Annotated in this window: 18 protein-coding genes; 5 read left to right on the forward strand and 13 right to left on the reverse strand. The window is 67.8% G+C overall.

The annotated features are described in order from the left end of the window. The first annotated feature begins 42 nt into the window (after positions 1-42). Entirely contained in the window at positions 43-705 is a 663-nt protein-coding gene (locus ACFVWR_RS09155; protein WP_387210268.1) for a GntR family transcriptional regulator, read from the forward strand. 3 nt (positions 706-708) lie between these two features. Here the strand turns inward: ACFVWR_RS09155 and rimM are convergent, their stop codons facing one another. Genes rimM through rpsP form a run of 3 tightly spaced genes read right to left on the reverse strand, consistent with a single transcriptional unit; the run spans position 709 to position 2,070 of the window. Then, the gene (gene rimM, locus ACFVWR_RS09160) at positions 709-1,344 is read right to left on the reverse strand and encodes a ribosome maturation factor RimM (RefSeq protein WP_387210270.1); all 636 of its coding nucleotides are present in this window, start codon (positions 1,342-1,344) and stop codon (positions 709-711) included. 1 nt (position 1,345) lies between these two features. Further along, entirely contained in the window at positions 1,346-1,582 is a 237-nt protein-coding gene (locus ACFVWR_RS09165) for an RNA-binding protein (RefSeq protein WP_387210272.1), read from the reverse strand. A gap of 2 nt (positions 1,583-1,584) precedes the next feature. Continuing rightward, on the reverse strand, positions 1,585-2,070 hold the full coding sequence (rpsP, locus tag ACFVWR_RS09170; protein ID WP_387210274.1) for a 30S ribosomal protein S16: 486 nt from the start codon (positions 2,068-2,070) through the stop codon (positions 1,585-1,587). A 182-nt stretch (positions 2,071-2,252) separates the two neighbouring features. On the opposite strand from rpsP, the gene ACFVWR_RS09175 reads away from it, so the two are divergent. Continuing rightward, on the forward strand, positions 2,253-3,389 hold the full coding sequence (locus ACFVWR_RS09175; protein WP_387210276.1) for a glutamate--cysteine ligase: 1,137 nt from the start codon (positions 2,253-2,255) through the stop codon (positions 3,387-3,389). Between the two features lie 101 nt (positions 3,390-3,490). After that, positions 3,491-4,186 (forward strand): SGNH/GDSL hydrolase family protein, encoded by a 696-nt coding sequence (locus ACFVWR_RS09180; protein WP_387210314.1) that lies wholly within the window; start codon positions 3,491-3,493, stop codon positions 4,184-4,186. On the opposite strand, the gene ffh is transcribed toward ACFVWR_RS09180, so the two are convergent. From ffh to ftsY, 4 genes are read right to left on the reverse strand one after another with little or no spacing between them, the layout of a single operon-like run. Beyond that, positions 4,183-5,751, reverse strand: coding sequence for a signal recognition particle protein (gene ffh / locus ACFVWR_RS09185; RefSeq protein ID WP_387210278.1), 1,569 nt, complete (start codon positions 5,749-5,751; stop codon positions 4,183-4,185). The two genes, ACFVWR_RS09180 and ffh, sit on opposite strands and share 4 nt — an antisense overlap. A gap of 12 nt (positions 5,752-5,763) precedes the next feature. After that, positions 5,764-6,453: a GNAT family N-acetyltransferase gene (locus ACFVWR_RS09190; RefSeq protein WP_387210280.1), complete on the reverse strand. Its 690-nt coding sequence runs from the start codon at positions 6,451-6,453 to the stop codon at positions 5,764-5,766. Beyond that, on the reverse strand, positions 6,450-6,953 hold the full coding sequence (locus tag ACFVWR_RS09195; protein WP_387210283.1) for a DUF2004 domain-containing protein: 504 nt from the start codon (positions 6,951-6,953) through the stop codon (positions 6,450-6,452). The genes ACFVWR_RS09190 and ACFVWR_RS09195 overlap by 4 nt, the downstream gene beginning before the upstream one ends. 10 nt (positions 6,954-6,963) lie before the next feature. Beyond that, complete coding sequence (gene ftsY / locus ACFVWR_RS09200; RefSeq protein WP_387210285.1) at positions 6,964-7,839, reverse strand: signal recognition particle-docking protein FtsY; 876 nt, start codon at positions 7,837-7,839, stop codon at positions 6,964-6,966. Positions 7,840-7,869: 30 nt separating this feature from the next. Between ftsY and ACFVWR_RS09205 the strand changes: the two genes are divergently transcribed. Beyond that, positions 7,870-8,685: a CHAD domain-containing protein gene (locus tag ACFVWR_RS09205; protein ID WP_387210287.1), complete on the forward strand. Its 816-nt coding sequence runs from the start codon at positions 7,870-7,872 to the stop codon at positions 8,683-8,685. Positions 8,686-8,698: 13 nt separating this feature from the next. Here ACFVWR_RS09205 and smc read toward each other — a convergent pair whose 3' ends face one another. From smc to ACFVWR_RS09235, 6 genes are all read right to left on the reverse strand, one after another. Next, complete coding sequence (gene smc, locus ACFVWR_RS09210) at positions 8,699-12,289, reverse strand: chromosome segregation protein SMC (protein ID WP_387210289.1); 3,591 nt, start codon at positions 12,287-12,289, stop codon at positions 8,699-8,701. A gap of 153 nt (positions 12,290-12,442) precedes the next feature. Beyond that, a complete protein-coding gene (locus ACFVWR_RS09215) occupies positions 12,443-13,150 on the reverse strand; it encodes an ABC transporter ATP-binding protein (RefSeq protein ID WP_387210316.1) in 708 nt (235 codons plus the stop codon). After that, the gene (locus ACFVWR_RS09220) at positions 13,143-14,039 is read right to left on the reverse strand and encodes an ABC transporter ATP-binding protein (protein ID WP_387210291.1); all 897 of its coding nucleotides are present in this window, start codon (positions 14,037-14,039) and stop codon (positions 13,143-13,145) included. Before ACFVWR_RS09220 ends, ACFVWR_RS09215 begins: the two co-directional genes overlap by 8 nt. Beyond that, a complete protein-coding gene (locus tag ACFVWR_RS09225; RefSeq protein WP_387210293.1) occupies positions 14,036-15,301 on the reverse strand; it encodes a branched-chain amino acid ABC transporter permease in 1,266 nt (421 codons plus the stop codon). Before ACFVWR_RS09225 ends, ACFVWR_RS09220 begins: the two co-directional genes overlap by 4 nt. Continuing rightward, a complete protein-coding gene (locus tag ACFVWR_RS09230; protein WP_387210295.1) occupies positions 15,298-16,305 on the reverse strand; it encodes a branched-chain amino acid ABC transporter permease in 1,008 nt (335 codons plus the stop codon). The genes ACFVWR_RS09225 and ACFVWR_RS09230 overlap by 4 nt, the downstream gene beginning before the upstream one ends. Before the next feature lie 118 nt (positions 16,306-16,423). Then, complete coding sequence (locus ACFVWR_RS09235; RefSeq protein WP_387210297.1) at positions 16,424-17,644, reverse strand: branched-chain amino acid ABC transporter substrate-binding protein; 1,221 nt, start codon at positions 17,642-17,644, stop codon at positions 16,424-16,426. A gap of 213 nt (positions 17,645-17,857) precedes the next feature. Between ACFVWR_RS09235 and ACFVWR_RS09240 the strand changes: the two genes are divergently transcribed. Next, on the forward strand, positions 17,858-18,958 hold the full coding sequence (locus tag ACFVWR_RS09240) for a GNAT family N-acetyltransferase (RefSeq protein ID WP_387210300.1): 1,101 nt from the start codon (positions 17,858-17,860) through the stop codon (positions 18,956-18,958). The last annotated feature ends 46 nt before the right edge of the window (positions 18,959-19,004 follow it).

Raw genomic sequence — 19,004 nt, forward strand, 5'->3', positions numbered from 1 at the left:
CTAGCGGTATACCGACGTGGTATACCAATCGGAAGAGGGCTCATGGCCGAGCAGACGCACGTGTACGACCGCCTGCGGGCGCAGATTCTCGACCTCGACCGGATGCCCGGCGCCCGCCTCACCGAGCGCGGCCTCGAGACCGAGCTCGGCGCATCCAGAACCCCGCTCCGCGCCGCGCTGATGCGCCTCGAAGCCGACGGGCTGGTCGAACGAGACGGCAGAGCCTGGCAGGTCTCCCCCATCGACCTCGGCGAGATCACGAGACTGAGCGAGCTGCGGGATGCGCTCGAGACCGCCGCCGTGCGCCTCAGCGCCGCCCGCGCGAGCGACGAGGCCATCGCGTCGCTCGCCGACAGGCTGGGCGAGGTCGGCGTCGATGCGCCCGGGGAGGAGAGCGTTCGCGCCGGAACCCACTTCCACGTCGAGCTCGCTGCCCTGTCGGGCAACCACTTCTTCGCCGACGCCGTCGACTCCGCGATGACCCGGTTGGCGCGAACACGCTGGCTCGAGGTGCGCACGGAACAGGCCAAGCACACGGCGTGGGAGGAGCACCGCGAGATCGTGGAACTCCTGGCGGCGCGCGACGGCGAGGCTGCGGCCGACCGCATCCATCACCACATCGTGTCGACGCACGAGAGGCTGCTCACCGCACTCGACGCCGACGCCCGCTCGCTGCGGGCACGCGGGCTGTCGATCGTGCACTGACGCCTAAGGCTCCTGCGGCTCCGGTGGCTCCTGCGACTCCGGGGACACTTGCGGCTCCGGTTCGTCGTCGGGCAGTTCTTCGAACAGGCCCGTCGGCGGTGTGATCGTGAGGGTGCCGGCCGCGAGATCGACCTCGGGCACGATCGCCTTCACGAACGGCACGAGCACCTCGCCGTCCGCGGTCTTGATCGCCAGGAGATCTTGTGCCGGAAGGTGGTCGACGCGGGCCACGAGGCCCACCTTCGCACCGTCGCGGAGAACGTCCAGCCCGACCAGCTGGTGGTCGTACCAGGCGTCTTCTTCCTCGGGAAGCTCTTTCGGGTCCTGACTGACCCAGAGGATCGCCTTGATCAGCGTCTCCGCCTCGCTACGATCGTCGACGCCGGCGAAGAACGCGACCGCCTGAGCGTTGTACCAGCGCAGCTCGACCAACGTCAGGGTCTTGCCGTGCCACTTGGATGCGGTCGGCACCTGCAGGGTGAAGACCGCTCCCGGAACGAACCGCTTCTCGGGCTCGTCGGTGTACAGCTCGACCTTGATCCCACCCTTCAGGCCGTGGGCCTTGGTGAGACGACCGACGCGCAGTTGCGTCTGGTCGGAGCGCGGCGGCTCCGCTGGGGGCAATTTGTGGTCGGCCACCTCAGTCGTCGGTGTCGACGACGTCGACGCGAACGCGACGCCCGTCAGCCAGCGCGGCGACGAGGGTGCGCAGCGCCTTGGCGGTGCGACCGGCCCGGCCGATGACCCGGCCGAGGTCCTCGGGGTTCACACGAACCTCGAGGACCTCGCCGCGGGGCGAATTCTTTGCAACGACATGCACGTCGTCGGGGTGATCGACGATCCCCTTGACGAGGTGCGCCAGTGCGGGAGCGAGCAAGACTAAGCCTTCTCGCCGTCGGCAGCAGCCTCGGTGATCTCTTCGGCAGCCTCGACGACCTCGGCCTCGGCGGCCTCTTCGGCCTCGACCTCAGCCTCGACGACGGCCTCAGCCTCGGCGGCGACCTCGGCGGGCTTCTCAGCCTTGGGCTTCAGAACCGGCTTCTTCTTCTCGTCGGCCTGGAAGGCGACCTTCTCTTCTTTGGTCTTCACGGTGCTGACGGCGTTCTTGTCACCCTTGAACTTGCCCCAGTCGCCGGTGAGCTTGAGCAGCGCGAGAACCTGCTCGCTGGGCTGGGCGCCGACGCCGAGCCAGTAGAGGGCGCGCTCCGAGTCGACCTGGATGACCGAAGGCTCCTCGGTGGGGTGGTACAGACCGATCTCCTCGATCACGCGACCGTCGCGCTTGGTGCGCGAGTCGGCGACGACGATGCGGTAGTACGGAGCGCGGATCTTGCCGAGGCGCTTCAGACGGATTTTGACAGCCACAATTCTCCTGTGTTGTATGAGATGTTTGACGAACTGACTGCCGTGAGCGTGGGGGCACACTCGGCAGGAGATCTGGGGTTTCCGTGCGAACCTGATTAGAGGGTCGGGTGCGACGGAACTCAACTAGCTATTCTGTCAGATAACGCCGCCCTTGAATAATCGGACGAACGGGACGACCCACTATGCAGATCGAATTCTCGGAATCCGAGCGCTCCACCGTCGGCATCGAGTGGGAGATAGCCCTCGTCGACGGCGCCACCGGCGACCTGGTGCACATCGCAGAGGATGTGCTCCGCGAGCTCGGCACGCCCGACGGCGCCGAGCACCCCCAGATCACGCACGAACTGCTGCAGAACACGGTCGAGCTGGTCAGCCGCGTCCACAAGACGGTGCCCGCCGCGATCACCGACCTGCAGGAGCTGATCGGGCTGGTCCGCGGTGTGACCGACCCGCTCGGCGTGGAACTCATGTGCGCGGGGACGCATCCGTTCGCCCAGTGGTACGACCAGAGGATCACGGAGAACGAGCGCTACGAGCGCCTGCTCGACCGCACCCAGTGGTGGGGTCGCCAGATGATGATCTGGGGCATCCACGTGCACGTCGGCATCGACGACAGGGACAAGGCCCTGCCCATCGTCAACGGCCTGCTCACCTACTACCCTCACCTGCAGGCGCTCAGCGCGAGCAGCCCGTACTGGGGCGGAGCGAAGACCGGGTACGCCTCGAACCGCGCGCTCATGTTCCAGCAGCTGCCGACGGCGGGGCTCCCCTGGCAGTTCGGCAGCTGGGCGAATTACGAGGAGTACGTGCAAGACCTCGTGACGACGGGGGTCGTGACAGACCACTCGGAGGTGCGCTGGGACATCCGGCCGTCGCCGAAGTGGGGGACGGTCGAGATGCGCGCCTGCGACGGGCTCTCGACGGCCGACGAGGTCGGGGCCGTGGCGGCGCTCATCCACTGCCTGACCGACCGGATGTCGCAGCAGCTCGACGACGGCGAAGAGCCGGTCACGCTGCAGCCCTGGTTCGTGCGGGAGAACAAATGGCGGGCGGCCCGCTACGGCCTGGATGCGGAGATCATCGTCTCCCCCGACGGCGAGGAGCGTCTCGTCAGCGATGCGCTGCGCGACCTGGTGGTCGACCTCTCCCCCGTCGCCGAGCGACTGGGCTGCCTGGCGGAGCTGGAGACGGTCGACGTCATCCTGCGGAACGGCGCCAGCTATCAGCGCCAGCTCGCCGTCGCGGAGGCGAACGGCGGCAGCCTGCAGGCGGTCGTGAGTTCGCTCACCCACGAGCTGAGGGACGGCCTGAAACGCTGATCGCCGGCCCGCTTCCGGCGCGTCCGACCGTCACCGACAGACACACCTGTCGGTCCACAGCATTCACGCAGTTTTCGGGGTGCTACTCTCACCTCGTGCGCATGTCAACCCGAAGCATCCGCGCGGCTGCCGTCGTCGCCGCGACAGCGGCGGCCCTCCTCCTCGCCGGCTGCTCGCCGGCCCCGATTCAGCGTCCCGTCGCGGCGGTCGGAACACCCGTCGCCGCTGCCGGCGACAGCACGCCGTCCGAGGTCGTCGCGATCGGCGACTCCATCGCCTTCGGCAAGGGGGTGCGGCCCGACCAGGCATGGCCTGCGCTCGTCGCCGACGCTCAGAACTGGCACCTCACCGACCTCGCCGTCAGCGGCTCCGGGTTCGTGCACAAGGGCTGGAACGGCACGACCTTCCGCCAGCAGGTCGATCAGGCGCTGCGCCTGCGCCCCGACTACATCCTGATCGCGGCGACACGCAACGACCGAGACGACGACCCGGCGGCCGTCGAACGCGCCTGCACCCAGCTGCTCGGCGAGCTGCGCGAGGCTTTCCCGCACGCCCGCATCATCGGCACCACGGCGATCTGGGGCAGCGACACTCCGCCCGCGTCCGTCGAGCGGGTCGACGCCATCGCCGAGACGGCGGTCACCGACGTCGGCGGGTCCTTCCTCGACGTGGGCTTCCCGCTCGTCGGCCACCCGGAATGGCTGCAGCCCGACGGGATCCACCCGAACGCCCTGGGTCAGGACGTCGTGGCCAAGGTGGTCGAGGCCAAGCTCGCGCCGCTCGACCTGGCGCTCTAGCGGCCCAAGAACTTCTGCAGCGAGGCCAGCTCCTCCTGGGAGGGGCCGCCGTCGCCGGACTTCCCTCCGGCGAGGCCGAATCCGGAACCCGCAGGACCCCCGGCCGCCGGCTTCGCGCCCGAAGCGAGCGCGGCGTTCTCGGCCGCGCGCTTAGCAGGGTTGCCCGACTTCGACCCCTTCTTCTTGGGCTGAGGCTTGGCGCGACCGCCGCCGAATCCTGCGCCCGGGATGGGGCCCATGCCGGGAACGTTCGGCACTCCGCCCTTCGCGACCGTCTTCATCATCTTGGCGGCCTGCTCGAAACGGTTGACGAGCTGGTTGACCTCGGTCACCGTGCTGCCGGAGCCCTTGGCGATGCGCAGCCGGCGTGAACCGTTCAGCAGCTTCGGCGTGGTGCGCTCCGCCTTCGTCATCGACTGGATGATCGCCTCGGTGCGCACGATCTCCTTCTCGTCGAAGTTGTCGAGCTGCTGCTTCATGGCGCCGGCACCCGGCAGCATCCCCATCATCTTCTTGATGGAGCCCATGTTGCGCAGCTGCTGCATCTGCTTCAGGAAGTCGTCGAGCGTGAAGGTGTCGGTCGCGAACTTCTCGGCGACCTTGCGGGCCTCGTCTTCGTCGAACGCCTCCTGCGCCTGCTCGATCAGGGTGAGGATGTCACCCAGGTCGAGGATGCGGCTCGCCATGCGGTCGGGGTGGAACGGTTCGAAGTCGTCGAGACCCTCACCCGTGGAGGCGAAGATGATCGGGCGGCCGGTGATCGAGGCGACCGACAGTGCGGCACCGCCTCGCGCGTCGCCGTCGAGCTTGGAGAGCACGACGCCGGTGAAGTCGACCCCCTCCTGGAAGGCCTTGGCCGTCGCGACCGCGTCTTGACCGATCATCGCGTCGATGACGAACAGCACCTCGTCGGGGTCGACGGCCTTGCGGATGTCCGCCGCCTGCTTCATGAGCTCGGCATCGACACCCAAGCGGCCGGCCGTGTCGACGATGACGGTGTCGTACTGCTTGGTCTCGGCGAACTTCAGCGCGTCTTTGGCCACGCGAACCGGGTTGCCGACGCCGTTGCCGGGCTCGGGGGCGTAGACCGGGACACCCGCCTGCTCGCCGACGATCTGCAGCTGCGTGACGGCGTTGGGACGCTGGAGGTCGGCTGCCACGAGCACCGGGGTGTGACCGTCTTTGACCAGCCACTTGGCCAGCTTGCCGGCGAGCGTCGTCTTACCGGCTCCCTGGAGGCCTGCGAGCATGATGACGGTCGGCGGCTTCTTCGCGAACTGGAGGCGCCGCTGCTGGCCGCCGAGGATGGCGACGAGTTCATCGTTGACGATCTGCACCACCTGCTGGGCGGGGTTCAGCGCCTTGTTCACCTCATCGCTCAGCGCGCGCTCGCGCACCTTGCCGGTGAAGTCTTTGACCACGTCGAGGGCGACGTCGGCGTCGAGCAGGGCGCGACGGATCTCGCGCACCGTGCCATCCACGTCGGCGGGCGACAGCTTTCCCTTGGTGCGGAGATTTTTGAAGGTGTCTGCGAGGCGGTCAGACAGCGATCCGAAAGTAGCCATGATCCTGCCAGTTTAACGTCTCGGTGCTGAGAGCAAGCGCTCATTCAGCCGCGCGCGTACCTCGGGCCACTCCTCGGCGATGATCGAGAACATCACGGTGTCGCGAACGGTGCCGTCGTCCCGGCGCATGTGGCGCCGCAGAACCCCTTCGAAGCGCGCCCCGAGCCGTTCGATCGCTCGCTGCGACCGCTGGTTCCTGGCGTCGGTCTTCAGCTGCACCCTGCCCGTATTGAGGTGCTCGAAGGCGTACTCGAGCAGGAGCAGCTTGACCTCCGGGTTGACCGCGCTCGCCCACACCGCTGGTGCGTACGCCGTCGAGCCGATCTCGCACCGCGCATCCGCGGGCACGACATCGAGATAGGAGGTCTGCCCGATCACCGTCCCTGCCGCGATGCCGAGGTAGTCGACCGCCGTGCGGACCGTCCACTGGAGCCGCGAGTCGCCGCTGGGGCGATTCGCGATGCGGGCGTGGACAACGTCGGCCGAGGCGGGACGGCCGGCGAGGTGATTCCACACGGAGTCGTGGTCGAGTGCGCGGAAAAGACCCTCGGCGTCGCGGTCGGGATCGACGGGCGAGAGCCGCACGTACCTCCCGACGAGCTCCGTCCCCGGCGCCGGCGGCCAGGACATCTCGGGCCAGGCCGTGTCCTCCGGGCGCGGGTCGGGAACCGGCGCGAAGGCGCCGACAGTCGGGTCGCTCACGAGTCGGAGGTGTCGATCGACACCACGTCGCCCCGGATGTCGAACGACACGGTGAGCAGCGCATCCGTCTCGTCGGGGCTGATCGAGTAGTCGAAGGTGGCGAAGACTTCTTCTTCGTCGGCGTGGTCGGGCTGGATGACGACGCGGAGCAGCTGCAACGACCGCAGCACGTCCACCGGGATGTCGCCTGAGGTGTAGACGAGCAGGTCGAGCAGGGTGTCGCCCAGCTTCTCGACATGGTCGTCGATGTAGCTGCTCGTCGCCGACGCGCGCGAGCTCAGCTCGGCGACCAGCGCATCCCTCGCCCGCGAATCGAAGCCGTCGAGCGCGTGGATCATCGCCGCGGCCGCATCCAGCGCGACGACGGGCACCGCTGTCTCGTCGTCGGCCTGCAGCTCCACCTCGACGGCCTGCTCCGAGATGTCCACCGTGTCCGCCCAGGCGAGACCGCCGCTCGCGGTCTCGTCGATGATGCCGAAGTAGTCGTGCTCGATCGCCATGCCGATACCCCTAACCGACCAGCTGCTGCGCGAAGACGTGCGGCGTGAATCCGGTGATGTCGTTGATGCCCTCGCCCTGGCCGACCAGCTTGATCGGGATGCCCGTCTTCTCCTGCACGGCCAACACGAAACCGCCCTTGGCCGAGCCGTCGAGCTTGGTCAGCACCAGCCCGGTGACGCCGGCGTGCTCGATGAATGCCTCCGCTTGCGCGAGACCGTTCTGCCCGGTGGTCGCGTCGAGCACGAGGAGCACCTCGGCGATCGGAGCCTGCTTCTCGACGACCCGCTTGATCTTCGAGAGCTCGTCCATGAGGCCGCCCTTCGTCTGCAGACGTCCGGCGGTGTCGATGATGACGATCTCGATGCCCTTCTGCTTGGCCAGCTCGACCGTCTGGAAGGCGACGGACGCAGGATCTTGCCCCTGCTGCTGCGGACGCACGATGTCGACACCCGCTCGTTCAGCCCAGGTCGCGAGCTGTTCGACGGCCGCGGCCCGGAACGTGTCGGCTGCACCGACCACGACGGTGCGGTCATAGGTGCGGAGGAACTTGGCGAACTTGCCGATCGTCGTGGTCTTGCCGACGCCGTTGACGCCGACCACGAGCACGATCGCGGGGCGATCGCTGAGCTTGAGGGTGGTGTCGAGCTTCGAGAGCCGCTCTTCGAGACTCTCGCGGAGCATCCGCTGGAGGTCGGCCGGGTCGGTGGTGCGGTAACGCTCCACCTTGGCGCGCAGGTCGTCGACGATCGCTTCGGTGACGTCGGGGCCGAAGTCGGCGGTGATCAGCGCGGACTCCAGGTCTTCCCAGGTCGTCTCGTCGATCGTCTTCTTGGCGAACATGCCACGGAGGGCACCGGACAAAGACCAGGGAGTGCGTTCAGCCATGGTGTTCAGCCTAGTTGTTACGGTGTGAGCATGTTCGCTCTCACCAGGCTGTCCGCGGAGCTCGCCGAACAGCTCGTCGCCGTCGAGGCGCACGGCGAGGATGCGGTTCACCAGGCGCGAACCCGGGTGCGCCGGCTGCGCAGCGTGCTCGGCGTCTACCGTCGCGCATTCGACCAAGACGCGACCCGCCGGCTGCGCGCCCGCCTGCGCGAGCTCGGACGGGTGCTCGGTGACGCACGCGACTTCGAGGTGCGGTCATCGGCACTGGAGGACCTGCTGGCGGCGCAGAGCGCACCGGACGTCGTGGATGCGGTGACCGCCTTCGCCGCCGACGCCCGCCGCGAGTACGCGGGTGCCGAACGGGCACTTCTCGCGCGCCTGCGATCCCGTTCGCACCGCGCACTCCTGGCCGACCTGCAGGCCTTCGCGGCGACGCCTCCCCTGCGCAAGCGCGCGAGGAAACACCCCGACGCGCTGATCTCGGCGGCGCTCGATACGGCGATAGCGCGCGTGCGTATGCGCGCGACCGGACTGGACACCCTCGAGCACCGGCACGACCTGCGCAAGGCCGCCAGACGGCTGCGCTACGCCGCCGAAGCCGTGGGCGACACGACGGGCGACGAGGTCGCCCGGCTCGCCTCCGCGGCGGAAGTGGTCCAGGACGCGCTCGGCGACAACCGCGACCTGCTCCTGCTGGCGGCGCACCTGCGCGCGCGGGCGTCGGAGACGCGGCTGAGCGCATCCGCCCGCGCCGGCATCGCTCGGCTCACCGCCGGCTGCGAAGCCGAAGCGGACGAACGACTCGCCGCCATCGACGAGCCTCTCGCGGTGCTCCTGGAAGCCTGACGCCTCGGCGTGACTAGGAGGCCTGCTCCTGGGCGACGCGCTGACCGACGACGGCGGACACGCCGTCTTGCCGCATCGAGACGCCGTAGAGGGCGTCGGCGATCTCCATCGTGCGCTTCTGGTGTGTGATGACGATGAGCTGACTCGACTGCCGGAGGTCTTGGAAGATCGTGAGCAGCCGACCGAGATTGGCGTCGTCGAGTGCGGCCTCGACCTCGTCCATGATGTAGAACGGGCTGGGCCGCGCCTTGAAGATCGCGATGAGCAGAGCGACGGCCGCGAGCGAACGCTCGCCACCGGACAGCAGCGAGAGACGCTCGATCTTCTTCCCTGCGGGCTTGACCGACACCTCGATTCCGGTCGTGAGCAGGTTCTCCGGATCGGTCAGGCTGATGCTGCCGGTGCCTCCCGGGAAGAGGATGGGGAAGACGTAGCCGAACGCCTCCCTGGTGTCTTCGAACGCCGACTCGAAGATGGTCTGCATCTTCTCGTCGATCTCCTCGATGATCGTCAGCAGGTCTTTGCGGGTGTTCGTCAGGTCGGTCAGCTGTTCGGTGAGGAACTTGTGCCGCTGCTCGAGTGCCGCGAACTCCTCGAGGGCGAGCGGGTTCACCCGTCCCAGCTGCGCGAGCTTGCGCTCGGCTGACGCCAGCCGCTTCTGCTGCTGCTCGCGGTTGAACGGGACCGTCTCGACGTCAGCCGCAGGCTCCGGCTCGGTGTCGGCCTCGGTGTCGGGCTCGGTGTCGGGCTCGGGCTCGGGCGCGGTGGCGACGGCGATATCGACCGGGATCGGCACGGAGGGGCCGTACTCGGCCACGAGCACGTCTTCGACGAGCCCGAGCTCGCTGCCCGCCCGTTCGAGCAGGCTCGACAGGTGCAGCTTCTTCTCGTAGATCTGGAGCTCCAGGCCGTGCACACTCTCGGTGATCACCTGAAGGCGCTCCCGCAGGGCGGCCTCCTCGCGGCGCAGGCCGGACAGCTCCTCGTTCTGGCTGGCGCGCTGGGCCTCGGCCGCGGCGAGCTCCACGCGGGCCTGGGCGACCGAGCGATCGACGGAGTCGAGCACAGCGGGAAGAGCTTCGATGACCCGGGTCGCCGCATCCACCTGACGGCGACGGATGACCGCGCGGCGGGCCGCCTCTTCCGCTGCCGCGCGCTCGGCATCGAGCCGGCGGGCGAGAGCCTCGCCCCGCGCCTGTTCGGCGCGCACGCGCTCCTTGGCCGTTTCGACACCGAGACGTGCCTCGACCTCCGACTCGCGTGCCGCCTCCAGCTCGGCGGACAGCGAGTCGCGCGCGCTGACATCCAGGATCGGCCGCGGGCGCGATCGGGCGGACTCGAGCTCGGCCTTCGCCTTCTCGGCCGCCGACTCGGCTTCGGACACCCTGTCCTCGGCGAGGGCGAGCGCGCTGGCCAGGCGGTCGAACTCGGCCTGCGACGCTTCGAGCTGCACCTTGAGCCTGTTCAGGTGTTCGGTCTGCGCTGCGAGCTGGGCGTCGAACTCGCGCAGGGCCGTCAGCGCGGCCTGCGACTGCTCCTTGGCGACCTGAAGCACACCGCGCTGCTCGGCGAGGGCGAACTTCGCGCGGTCGATCAACGAGGTGACCTCGCCGAGCCTGTCGGCCGCGGCATCCCGGTCGGCGATGAGTTCGATGCGGCTCTGCTTGGCGCCGGAACCACCGCGCAGCACGAAGTCGGTGAGAACGTCGCCGCTCTTGGTGATGATCGTGACCGGACCGCCGAGCGGGCGCTCCGCGTATGCGGCGTATGCGGCGCGGGCGGCATCCAGGTCGTCGGCGATCGCGGTGAAGGAGAGGATGCCGAGCACGCCGCCTGGCGCCTCGACGACAGAGCGCGCCGGCACCACACCGGCGACGCCGCCGAGATCGACCTCGGTCGCCGAAACCTCGGCGATGATGACCTCGACGCGACCGAGCTCACCGGCGGTGGCGTGCGCTACGGCATCGAACGCGCGCTCGCGGTCGTCGGCGAGAACCGCGTCGGCGAGCGAGCCCAAGGCCGCCGCGATCGACGACTCGAAGCCGGGGTGCACCCGGATGTGCTCGGCCACGAGACCGCGCACGCCGGGAAGGCGCGCGGCGACGAGGGCGGCAGAGCCGTCTTTCTGGTCGAGCGCCGACGAGAGGGCGCTCGTGCGGGCGGCGAGAGCATCGCGCTCGCGCTCCAGGGTGTGCAGTTCTTCACGAAGCCGCTCGATCTCGCCCTCGGCCTCGAACACGTCGGCCTGCGCCAGCTCGTAGGCCTCGTCGAGGTTGCCCTCGCCGATGTCGGCCGTCGCCGCCTCCGCCTCGCGCGCTGCGAAGTCGGCGCGCGCCTTCTCGCGGCGTTCCGTCGCGGCATCGAACGCGTTCTGCTGACGCAGCACCTCCCCGCGCACGGCAGCGAGCCGCTGGTTGGCCGCCTCCGCCTGACCGCTCAGCTTCGAGATCTCGAGATCGTGCCGCGACACGAGCGCGCTCTGGGCGGCGATCTCCTCGTCGACGGCATCGAGACGAGCGCGCGCCGCGCGGGTCGCGCCCTGAGCGGCCGCCCAGGCGGACTCGGCCTCGGCGACGACGACGCGCAGGCGCTCCACCTCGTCGCGGGCGTCCTGCACGTTCTGCGGGCTGACGCTCGGCCCCGCATCCGGTGTGTCCGCCTGGCTGCCGAGGAGGGCGAGACGCTGGTTCGCCAGTGTGTAGAGGTTGCGCAGTCGCTCCTGCACCGACTCGAGCCCGAACGCGGTGCGTCGTGCGACATCCACCTCGTCACCGACCTGGGCCTGCTCCAGACGGGCCACCCGCAGTTGCTTCTGCTCGAGCTGCTCCTGCAGCACGATGCGCTCGGTGTGACGCTCCGATTCCGTTCGGCCGTGATCGTCGAGCGCGGTTCGCAGCGTCACGACCTCGTCGGCGAGCAGGCGGGCTCTCGCGTCGCGCACCACCGCGGCGATCGATTGGGCCTCGCGGGCGATCTCGGCCTGGTGGCCGAGCGGCTTCAGCTGCCGGCGGATCTCCCCCGCCAGATCGCTCAACCGGGTGAGGTTGGTCTGCATCGCCTCGAGTTTGCGAAGGGTCTTCTCCTTGCGGCGGCGGTGCTTCAGGATGCCCGCCGCCTCCTCGATGAACCCACGGCGGTCTTCCGGGCTGGCATGGAGCACCGCATCCAGCTGCCCCTGTCCGACGATGACGTGCATCTCGCGACCGAGACCCGAGTCGCTGAGAAGCTCCTGCACGTCGAGCAGACGGCAGGCCGAACCGTTGATCGCGTACTCGCTGCCGCCGTTGCGGAACAGCGTGCGCGAGATGGTGACCTCGGAGTACTCGATGGGGAGGGCGCCATCGGAGTTGTCGATGGTGAGCGTGACCTCGGCGCGACCGAGCGGGCCGCGGGTGGAGGTGCCGGCGAAGATGACGTCCTCCATCTTGCCGCCGCGGAGTGTCTTCGCGCCCTGCTCCCCCATCACCCAGGCGAGCGCATCCACCACATTGGACTTGCCGGAGCCGTTCGGCCCCACGACGCAGGTGACTCCCTGCTCGAACGCGAACGTGGTCGGCTGCGCAAAGGACTTGAACCCTTTGAGCGTCAGGCTCTTGAGATACACCTGCCGCCCTTTCCTGTGCTGTCGCGCCTCGCTATCGCCCCAAATTTACCCGACCAACTCCCCTTCCCCCCGCCACCCAGCCGTCGAGTACAGGAAAAGTGTCGCCAACCGGGACGGTTAACGACACTCTTCCTGTACTCGATTGCTTGAGGGTTAGCCGACGCCCAGGTAGGCCTCTTTGATGGCGGGGTTGGCGAGGAGCTCTTTGCCGGTGCCGGATTGGGTGATCGAACCGGTCTCGAGCACGAAGCCGCGGTGGGCGCGCGCGAGCGCCTGGTTGGCGTTCTGCTCCACGAGCAGGATGGTGGTGCCCTGCTTGTTGATCTCGCTGATGATCGAGAAGATCTGCTTGATGAACTGCGGCGCGAGCCCCATCGACGGCTCGTCGAGCAGCAGCAGACGCGGCGCAGACATCAGCGCCCGGCCGATCGCGAGCATCTGCTGCTCGCCACCGGACATGGTGCCTCCGACCTGCGACTTGCGCTCAGCGAGCCGCGGGAACAGCGCGAACACGCGCTCGAAGTCGGCGTCCATTCCGCTGCGATCCTTGCGACCGAACGCACCCATGTCCAGGTTCTCGAGCACCGTCATGCCCGGGAAGATCCCGCGGCCCTCCGGCGCCTGCGAGATGCCCCGGATCACCCGGATGTGCGCCTTCATCTTCGTGATGTCCTGCCCGTCGAACAGGATGGAGCCCTGCGACGGGTTCAGGATGCCCGAGATCGTCTTCATCGTGGTCGACTTGCCGGCCCCGTTCGCGCCGATCAGGCTCACGATCTCGCCCTCCTCGACCGAGAACGACATGTCGTGGATCGCCTCGATGCGCCCGTAGGAGACGCTCACGTTCTTCAGTTCAAGCAACGTCATCTTCAGGCTCCCCCAGGTAGGCGGCGACCACGCGCGGGTCGTTGCGGATCGCGGTCGGAACGTCGTCGGCCAGCTTGCGCCCGAACTCGAGCACCACGATGCGGTCGGTGACACCCATCACCAGCCGCATGTCGTGCTCGATCAGCAGCACCGTGTATCCGTCGGCCCTGATGGTGCGGATGAGGTCCATCAGGTCCTCCTTCTCCGCGGGGTTGAAGCCGGCGGCCGGCTCGTCGAGGCACAGCACCTTCGGGTCGGTGGCCAGAGCGCGCGCGATCTCCAGACGGCGCTGATACCCGTAGGGCAGCTGGCGGGATGCGGTGCTCGCGAGGTCGGCGATGCCCACGAACTCGAGCAGGGCCATCCCGCGCTCGATGGCGGACTTCTCCTCGCGGATGTGGCGCGGGGAGCGCACCAGGGCACCGGGAACGCTCGTGCGGTGGCGCGCATCCAGCCCGACAACCACGTTCTCAAGCGCGCTCATCTCGCCGAAGAGACGGATGTTCTGGAACGTGCGCGCGAGGCCGAGCCGGGTGATCTGGTGCTGCTTCTGTCCCTTGATCGACTTGCCCTCCAGCAGTACATCTCCGCTGGTGGGCTTGTAGACGCCGGTCATCGCGTTGAAGCACGTCGTCTTACCGGCGCCGTTCGGGCCGATCAGACCCAGGATCTCGCCGCGCTTGATGTCGAAGCTCACGTCGTCGAGGGCGAGGAGCCCGCCGAACTTGACCGTGAGGTTCTTCACCTCCACAAGCTTGTCGCCGACATCGACCGCGATCTCGCGATCGGGCGCGGCGGCCGCGGCCACCTCCAGGTCGACGTCGAGGTCCGCCAGCGCCTCCGGGTCGGCGCCGTCGGGCAGCTCTTCTCGGGAGTCGGTCATGATGCGCCTCCGTTCGGCGTGACGGGTGAGGTGGGAGCTACCGGAGCGACCGGCGCAACGGGCGCGCTGGGCGGGGCCGGCGGTGTTCCCCCGGTCGGCGTGCTGCCGGTGTTCGGCGGCGGCGTCGGTTTGTTCACCAGGTACTTGTACGCGTTGCGACCGTAGGCCAGCAGGCGCTGCTTGGCCGGCACGAGGCCCTTGGCGCGGAAGATCATCAGCACCACGAGGGCGACGCCGAAGATCAGGTACTTGTAGTCGGCGATCGCGGTGAACCGCAGCGGGATGTACGCCACGATCGCACCACCGAGCAGTGCGCCGACCTTGTTGCCGGTTCCGCCGAGCACCACGGCCGCAAGGAACAGGATCGAGGTCTGCACGTCGAACTTCTGGTTGTTGACGAAGCCGACCTGACCGGCGAACAACGCACCGGAGAGTCCGCCGACCGCGGCGCCGATCGCGAACGCCCACACCTTGTACTTGAACGTCGGAACGCCCATGATCTCGGCGGCGTCCTCGTCTTCACGGATGGCGATCCAGGCGCGACCGACGCGGCTGCGCTCCATGTTTCCGACCAGCAGCAGCACCACGATGATGATCGTGAGCGTCAGCCAGTACCACGGGATGCCGTTCGAGTTGGAGAAGATCGGGATGCCCTTCGCATCCTCCCCCGGCGGGTGGCCGACGTTCTGGAACCCGACCTGCCCCTTGAGCGCCGGGATGATCGTGGCCAGGATGCGCACGATCTCACCGAAGCCGAGCGTCACGATGGCGAGGTAGTCGCCGCGCAGACGCAGAGTGGGCACGCCGAGCACGACGCCGAAGATCATCGCGACCGCCATCGCCACCGGAATCGTCCAGAGATACGGGATCTTGATGAACGGCGAGTCGGGGCTCGTCAGCATGGCCGCCGTGTACGACCCCACCGCGAAGAACGCAACGTAGCCGAGGTCGAGGAGCCCGGCGTAGCCGACCACGACGTTCAGGCCGACGGCGATGAGCGCGTAGACCGCCATGCTAAAACAGGCCAGAGGCCAGTCGTTGCCCGGCTCCGTGGTCAGGGGGAAGAAATTCAGGTACGGCAGGGCGAAGGCGAGAGCCACCACGACGAGCATCCACAGCCACTGCACCTGCCGCGGCAGGCCGTTCCAGCGGTCGCGGAAGCCCTGGAGCGGGCCGCCCCTCTTGCGCCGGGCCTCGGCGGCGTCGGCCGCCTGCTCGCTGCGCGCATCCGGCAGCACCTTGGGTCCGTCTGTCGTGCTCATGCTCTGCTCCTCCCCAGTGAGGTACCGAGGATTCCCGTGGGCTTCACCAGCAGAACGAGCACCAGCACCACGAAGGCGATGACGTCGGTCCACTGGGAGTCGCCCAGCAGGATCTGTCCGTAGTTTCCGATCAATCCCAGCAACAGTCCACCCAGCAGGGCTCCGCGCACGTTGCCGATTCCGCCGAGCACCGCGGCGGCGAACGCCTTGATGCCGAGCACGAACCCGCCCGTGTAGATCACGCCGGAGGGAACGAGCATCACGTAGAACAGGGCCGCCGCGCCGGCGAGGATACCGCCGAGCACGAACGTGATCACGATGATCCGCTCCTTGTTCACGCCCATCAGGGTCGCGGTGTCGGGGTCTTGCGCCACGGCACGGATGCCGCGGCCGGTGCGGGTGCGCCGGATGAACATGTCGGTGACGACCATCAGGATGACGGCCGCCAGCACGATGATGATCGACTGGCTGTTGATGATTGTGCCGAACACGTCGAACACCGCCACGGGCTTGAACATCGTCACCGCCGGCTCGGCGTTCGCCCCGCGGATCACGAAGATCAGCGACTGGATGGCGAACGAGGCCCCGATGGCGGTGATGAGGAACGCCAGCCTTGGGGCGTTCCGTCTTCGCAATGGCCTGTAGGCGATGCGTTCCAACAGGAACGCTGTGACAGCCGAGGCGACCATGCCGACGAGCAGCGCGAGAAGGATGTCCCCGATGATCGCCGCGAGCGACAGATTGGGGATCGAAGGGCCGAAGCCGAGCGAGGTCAGCGTGATGACGACGCCGTACGCGCCGACGATGAAGACCTCGGAGTGCGCGAAGTTGATCAGGTTCAGCACACCGTAGACGAGCGTGTACCCGACGGCGATGAGGCCGTAGATGGCCCCGAACGTGAGTCCGTCGAAGGTCGCGCCCCAGAAGTTCTGTATGAGGGAGGGGACATCGAAATTGATCCAGGAGTTGTCGATGACCGGGTGGAGGGCAAGGAGTTCGAGCATTCAGGCTTCCAGATCGAGCGGGGAAGGGATCGACGGTGATCCTTTTCGGTGCGGACAGGTGGAACGAGGGATGCGGCGGGTCGCGCGGTGCGGCCCGCCGCATCCTTTCGGTGTCGCGCTATCCGATGGTTCCGATCGGGACGATCTTCCCGTTCTCGACCTTGTAGCCGTAGACGGTCGGCGCCTGGAGCTCACCGGTGGAATCCCACTTGTAGTGCTTGCTCAGGCCGTCCTTGTCGTAGGACTTCACGAAGTCCTTGAGAGCGGCGCGGGTGGTCTTGCCCTGGTCGATCCCCGACAGCAGAACGGTCGCGGCGTCGTAACCCTCGATGGAGTACGTTCCGGGCTCCGCGCTGGCGAGAGTCTTGTACTCCTTCTCGAAGTCCGGGATCAGCTCGCCCGGGATGCAGGGGCAGGTGAAGTACGCGTTGCTGGAGGCGTCTCCGGCCAGCTTGATGAACTGGTCGTCCTTGACGCCGTCAGGTGCGACGAACGTGCCCTCGAATCCCTTGGCGACCAGCTGCTGGTCGAACGGCGCGCCCTCGGCGTAGTAGCCCGAGTAGTACACCGCATCCGGCTTGGCGTTGATGATCTTCGAGACGACGGCCGAGAAGTCCTTCTGGCCGGTGGTCACCTTGTCGGTGCCGACGAGCGCGTCGCCGAGTGCCTTCGAGGTGGTCGTGGCGAGGCCGATTCCGTAGTCGGAGTCGTCCTGAACCAGGTAGACCTTCTTGGCCTCGAGCTTTCCGGTGAGGAACTTCGCTGCCGCGGGGCCCTGAACGGCGTCGTTACCGAGACCGCGGAAGAACGTCGTCCAGCCGTTCTTCGTCAGGTCGGGGTTGGTGGCCGACGGCGTGATGTGCACCAGGCCCTGCTGCTCGAAGATGTTGCCCGTCGCCTTGGACTCGCCCGAGAACGGGAGGCCGACGACGCCGACGATGTCCGCTTCGTTGACGGCCTGCGTCACCGGACCGGTCGCCTTGTTCGGGTCGCCCTCGGTGTCGAACTTCTTGAACGCCACCTGGCATCCCTTGTTGGCCTCGTTGTGCTGGTCGATCGCCAGCTGGATGCCGTTGTAGATGTTGATACCGAGCTGGGCGTTGGGGCCCGTCTCCGCACCGACGTAGCCGATGGTCAGGCCAGCAGGACAGGTGGCCTTTCCGTCTCCTGCGGGAAGCACCGCGTCCTTCGGGGTGTCGATCGACGTGATGGCCGGGATGTCGACCTTCGACCCCGAGCTCGTCGACCCACCTGTGGACGCCTGATTGGCGCACCCAGCCAGGAAAAGAGCAACCGACGCTGCAACGGCGGCTCCCATGATGACTTTCTTGCGTAACATCTGATTCTGCCTCTCGACGTGAATCCGTTATGAAACGGCGTGGTTGCCGCTTCGCACCACGAATATGTGTGCCGAGACTACATGCAATGCAAGTAATCGCAACCAACATTTGGACGCAGATTTACACGATTGCAACCAAAACGACCCACCCTGTTCACAGCGCGGACCTCCGGATAGAGTGGCTCGCGGAACGCACGAGGAGGTGCACGACGGATGAGCGCGTTGCCGCCGCCCACCATCGCCGAGCTGGTCATCCCGCAGTGTTTGGGCACGCCGGAGTCCGCGGCTTTCGAGCAGATGGTCGCCGTGATGAACGGCGTGGCGGTCGCACTCTGGGGCAACGACGACTTCGTCTACACGGCCGAGGCCGAGCTCGCGACGTTCCAGGCGCAGGAGTTCATGGAGAATATCGTCTTCGTCGCTGTCGTCGACGACGCGATCGTCGGGCGTGTCGTGGCCGAATTCCCGCTCGAAGAGGATGCCACGACGGCGACGCTCCTCGTCGACGTGGTGCCCTCCCTGCGCGGGCGGGGCATCGGAGCGGCGCTGCTGGCCCGCGGCGAGGAGCTGGTCGCCGATGGCGGTCGAACATCCGTCTCGGCGTTCACCGAGCACCCTGCCCGCACCCTCCGGCCGACGGGAAGGGCCGACGACGTGGTGCGAGCGGAGGCCGGTGGCGACGGTCTCCCCGCGGACTCGCCCGACGTGCGCTTCGCGATGCGTCACGGCTATCGCCTCGGGCAGGTGGAACGCTCGAGCTCGCTCGACCTTCCGCTGCCGGCCGAGCGCCGGGTAGCTCTGGGCGCCGACGTCGCCGCCCACACCGGCGACTACCGCGTGCTCAGCTGGTGGCGTTCGGCTCCCGACGAGCTGGTGGCCGAGTTCGCCGCGATCAAGGAGAGGATGACGGTCGATGTTCCCCAGAGTGGGATCGCCCTCGACGACGAGGCGTGGACGGCCGATCGGGTGCGGGCGCACGAGACCGAGCTGATCGCGCGCGGCGAGCCGCTGCTCGTCACCGTCGCCCAGCACATCCCGAGCGGCCGGATCGCCGCGTACACCGAGCTCGCCGTCCCCGACGACGGCGACAAGGCGGAGCAGTACGACACGCTCGTCACCGCCCCGCATCGCGGTCACCGGCTCGGCACGCTGGTCAAACTCGAGAACCTGGACAGGCTGGCCGAGCACGCCCCGCACATCCGCCGACTCCTGACCTGGAACGCGGCCGAGAACACGCCGATGCTCGCGGTGAACGACGCGTTCGGCTTCCGCCTTCACGGTCTGACCGGCAACTGGCAGAAGTCCCTCCCCTAAAGCAATCGACTCCGGGAAGAACGCTCTCGAACGCGCGGTTTGCGAG

It is taken from the genome of Leifsonia sp. NPDC058292 (genome assembly GCF_042880955.1).
Taxonomy (GTDB): domain Bacteria; phylum Actinomycetota; class Actinomycetes; order Actinomycetales; family Microbacteriaceae; genus Leifsonia.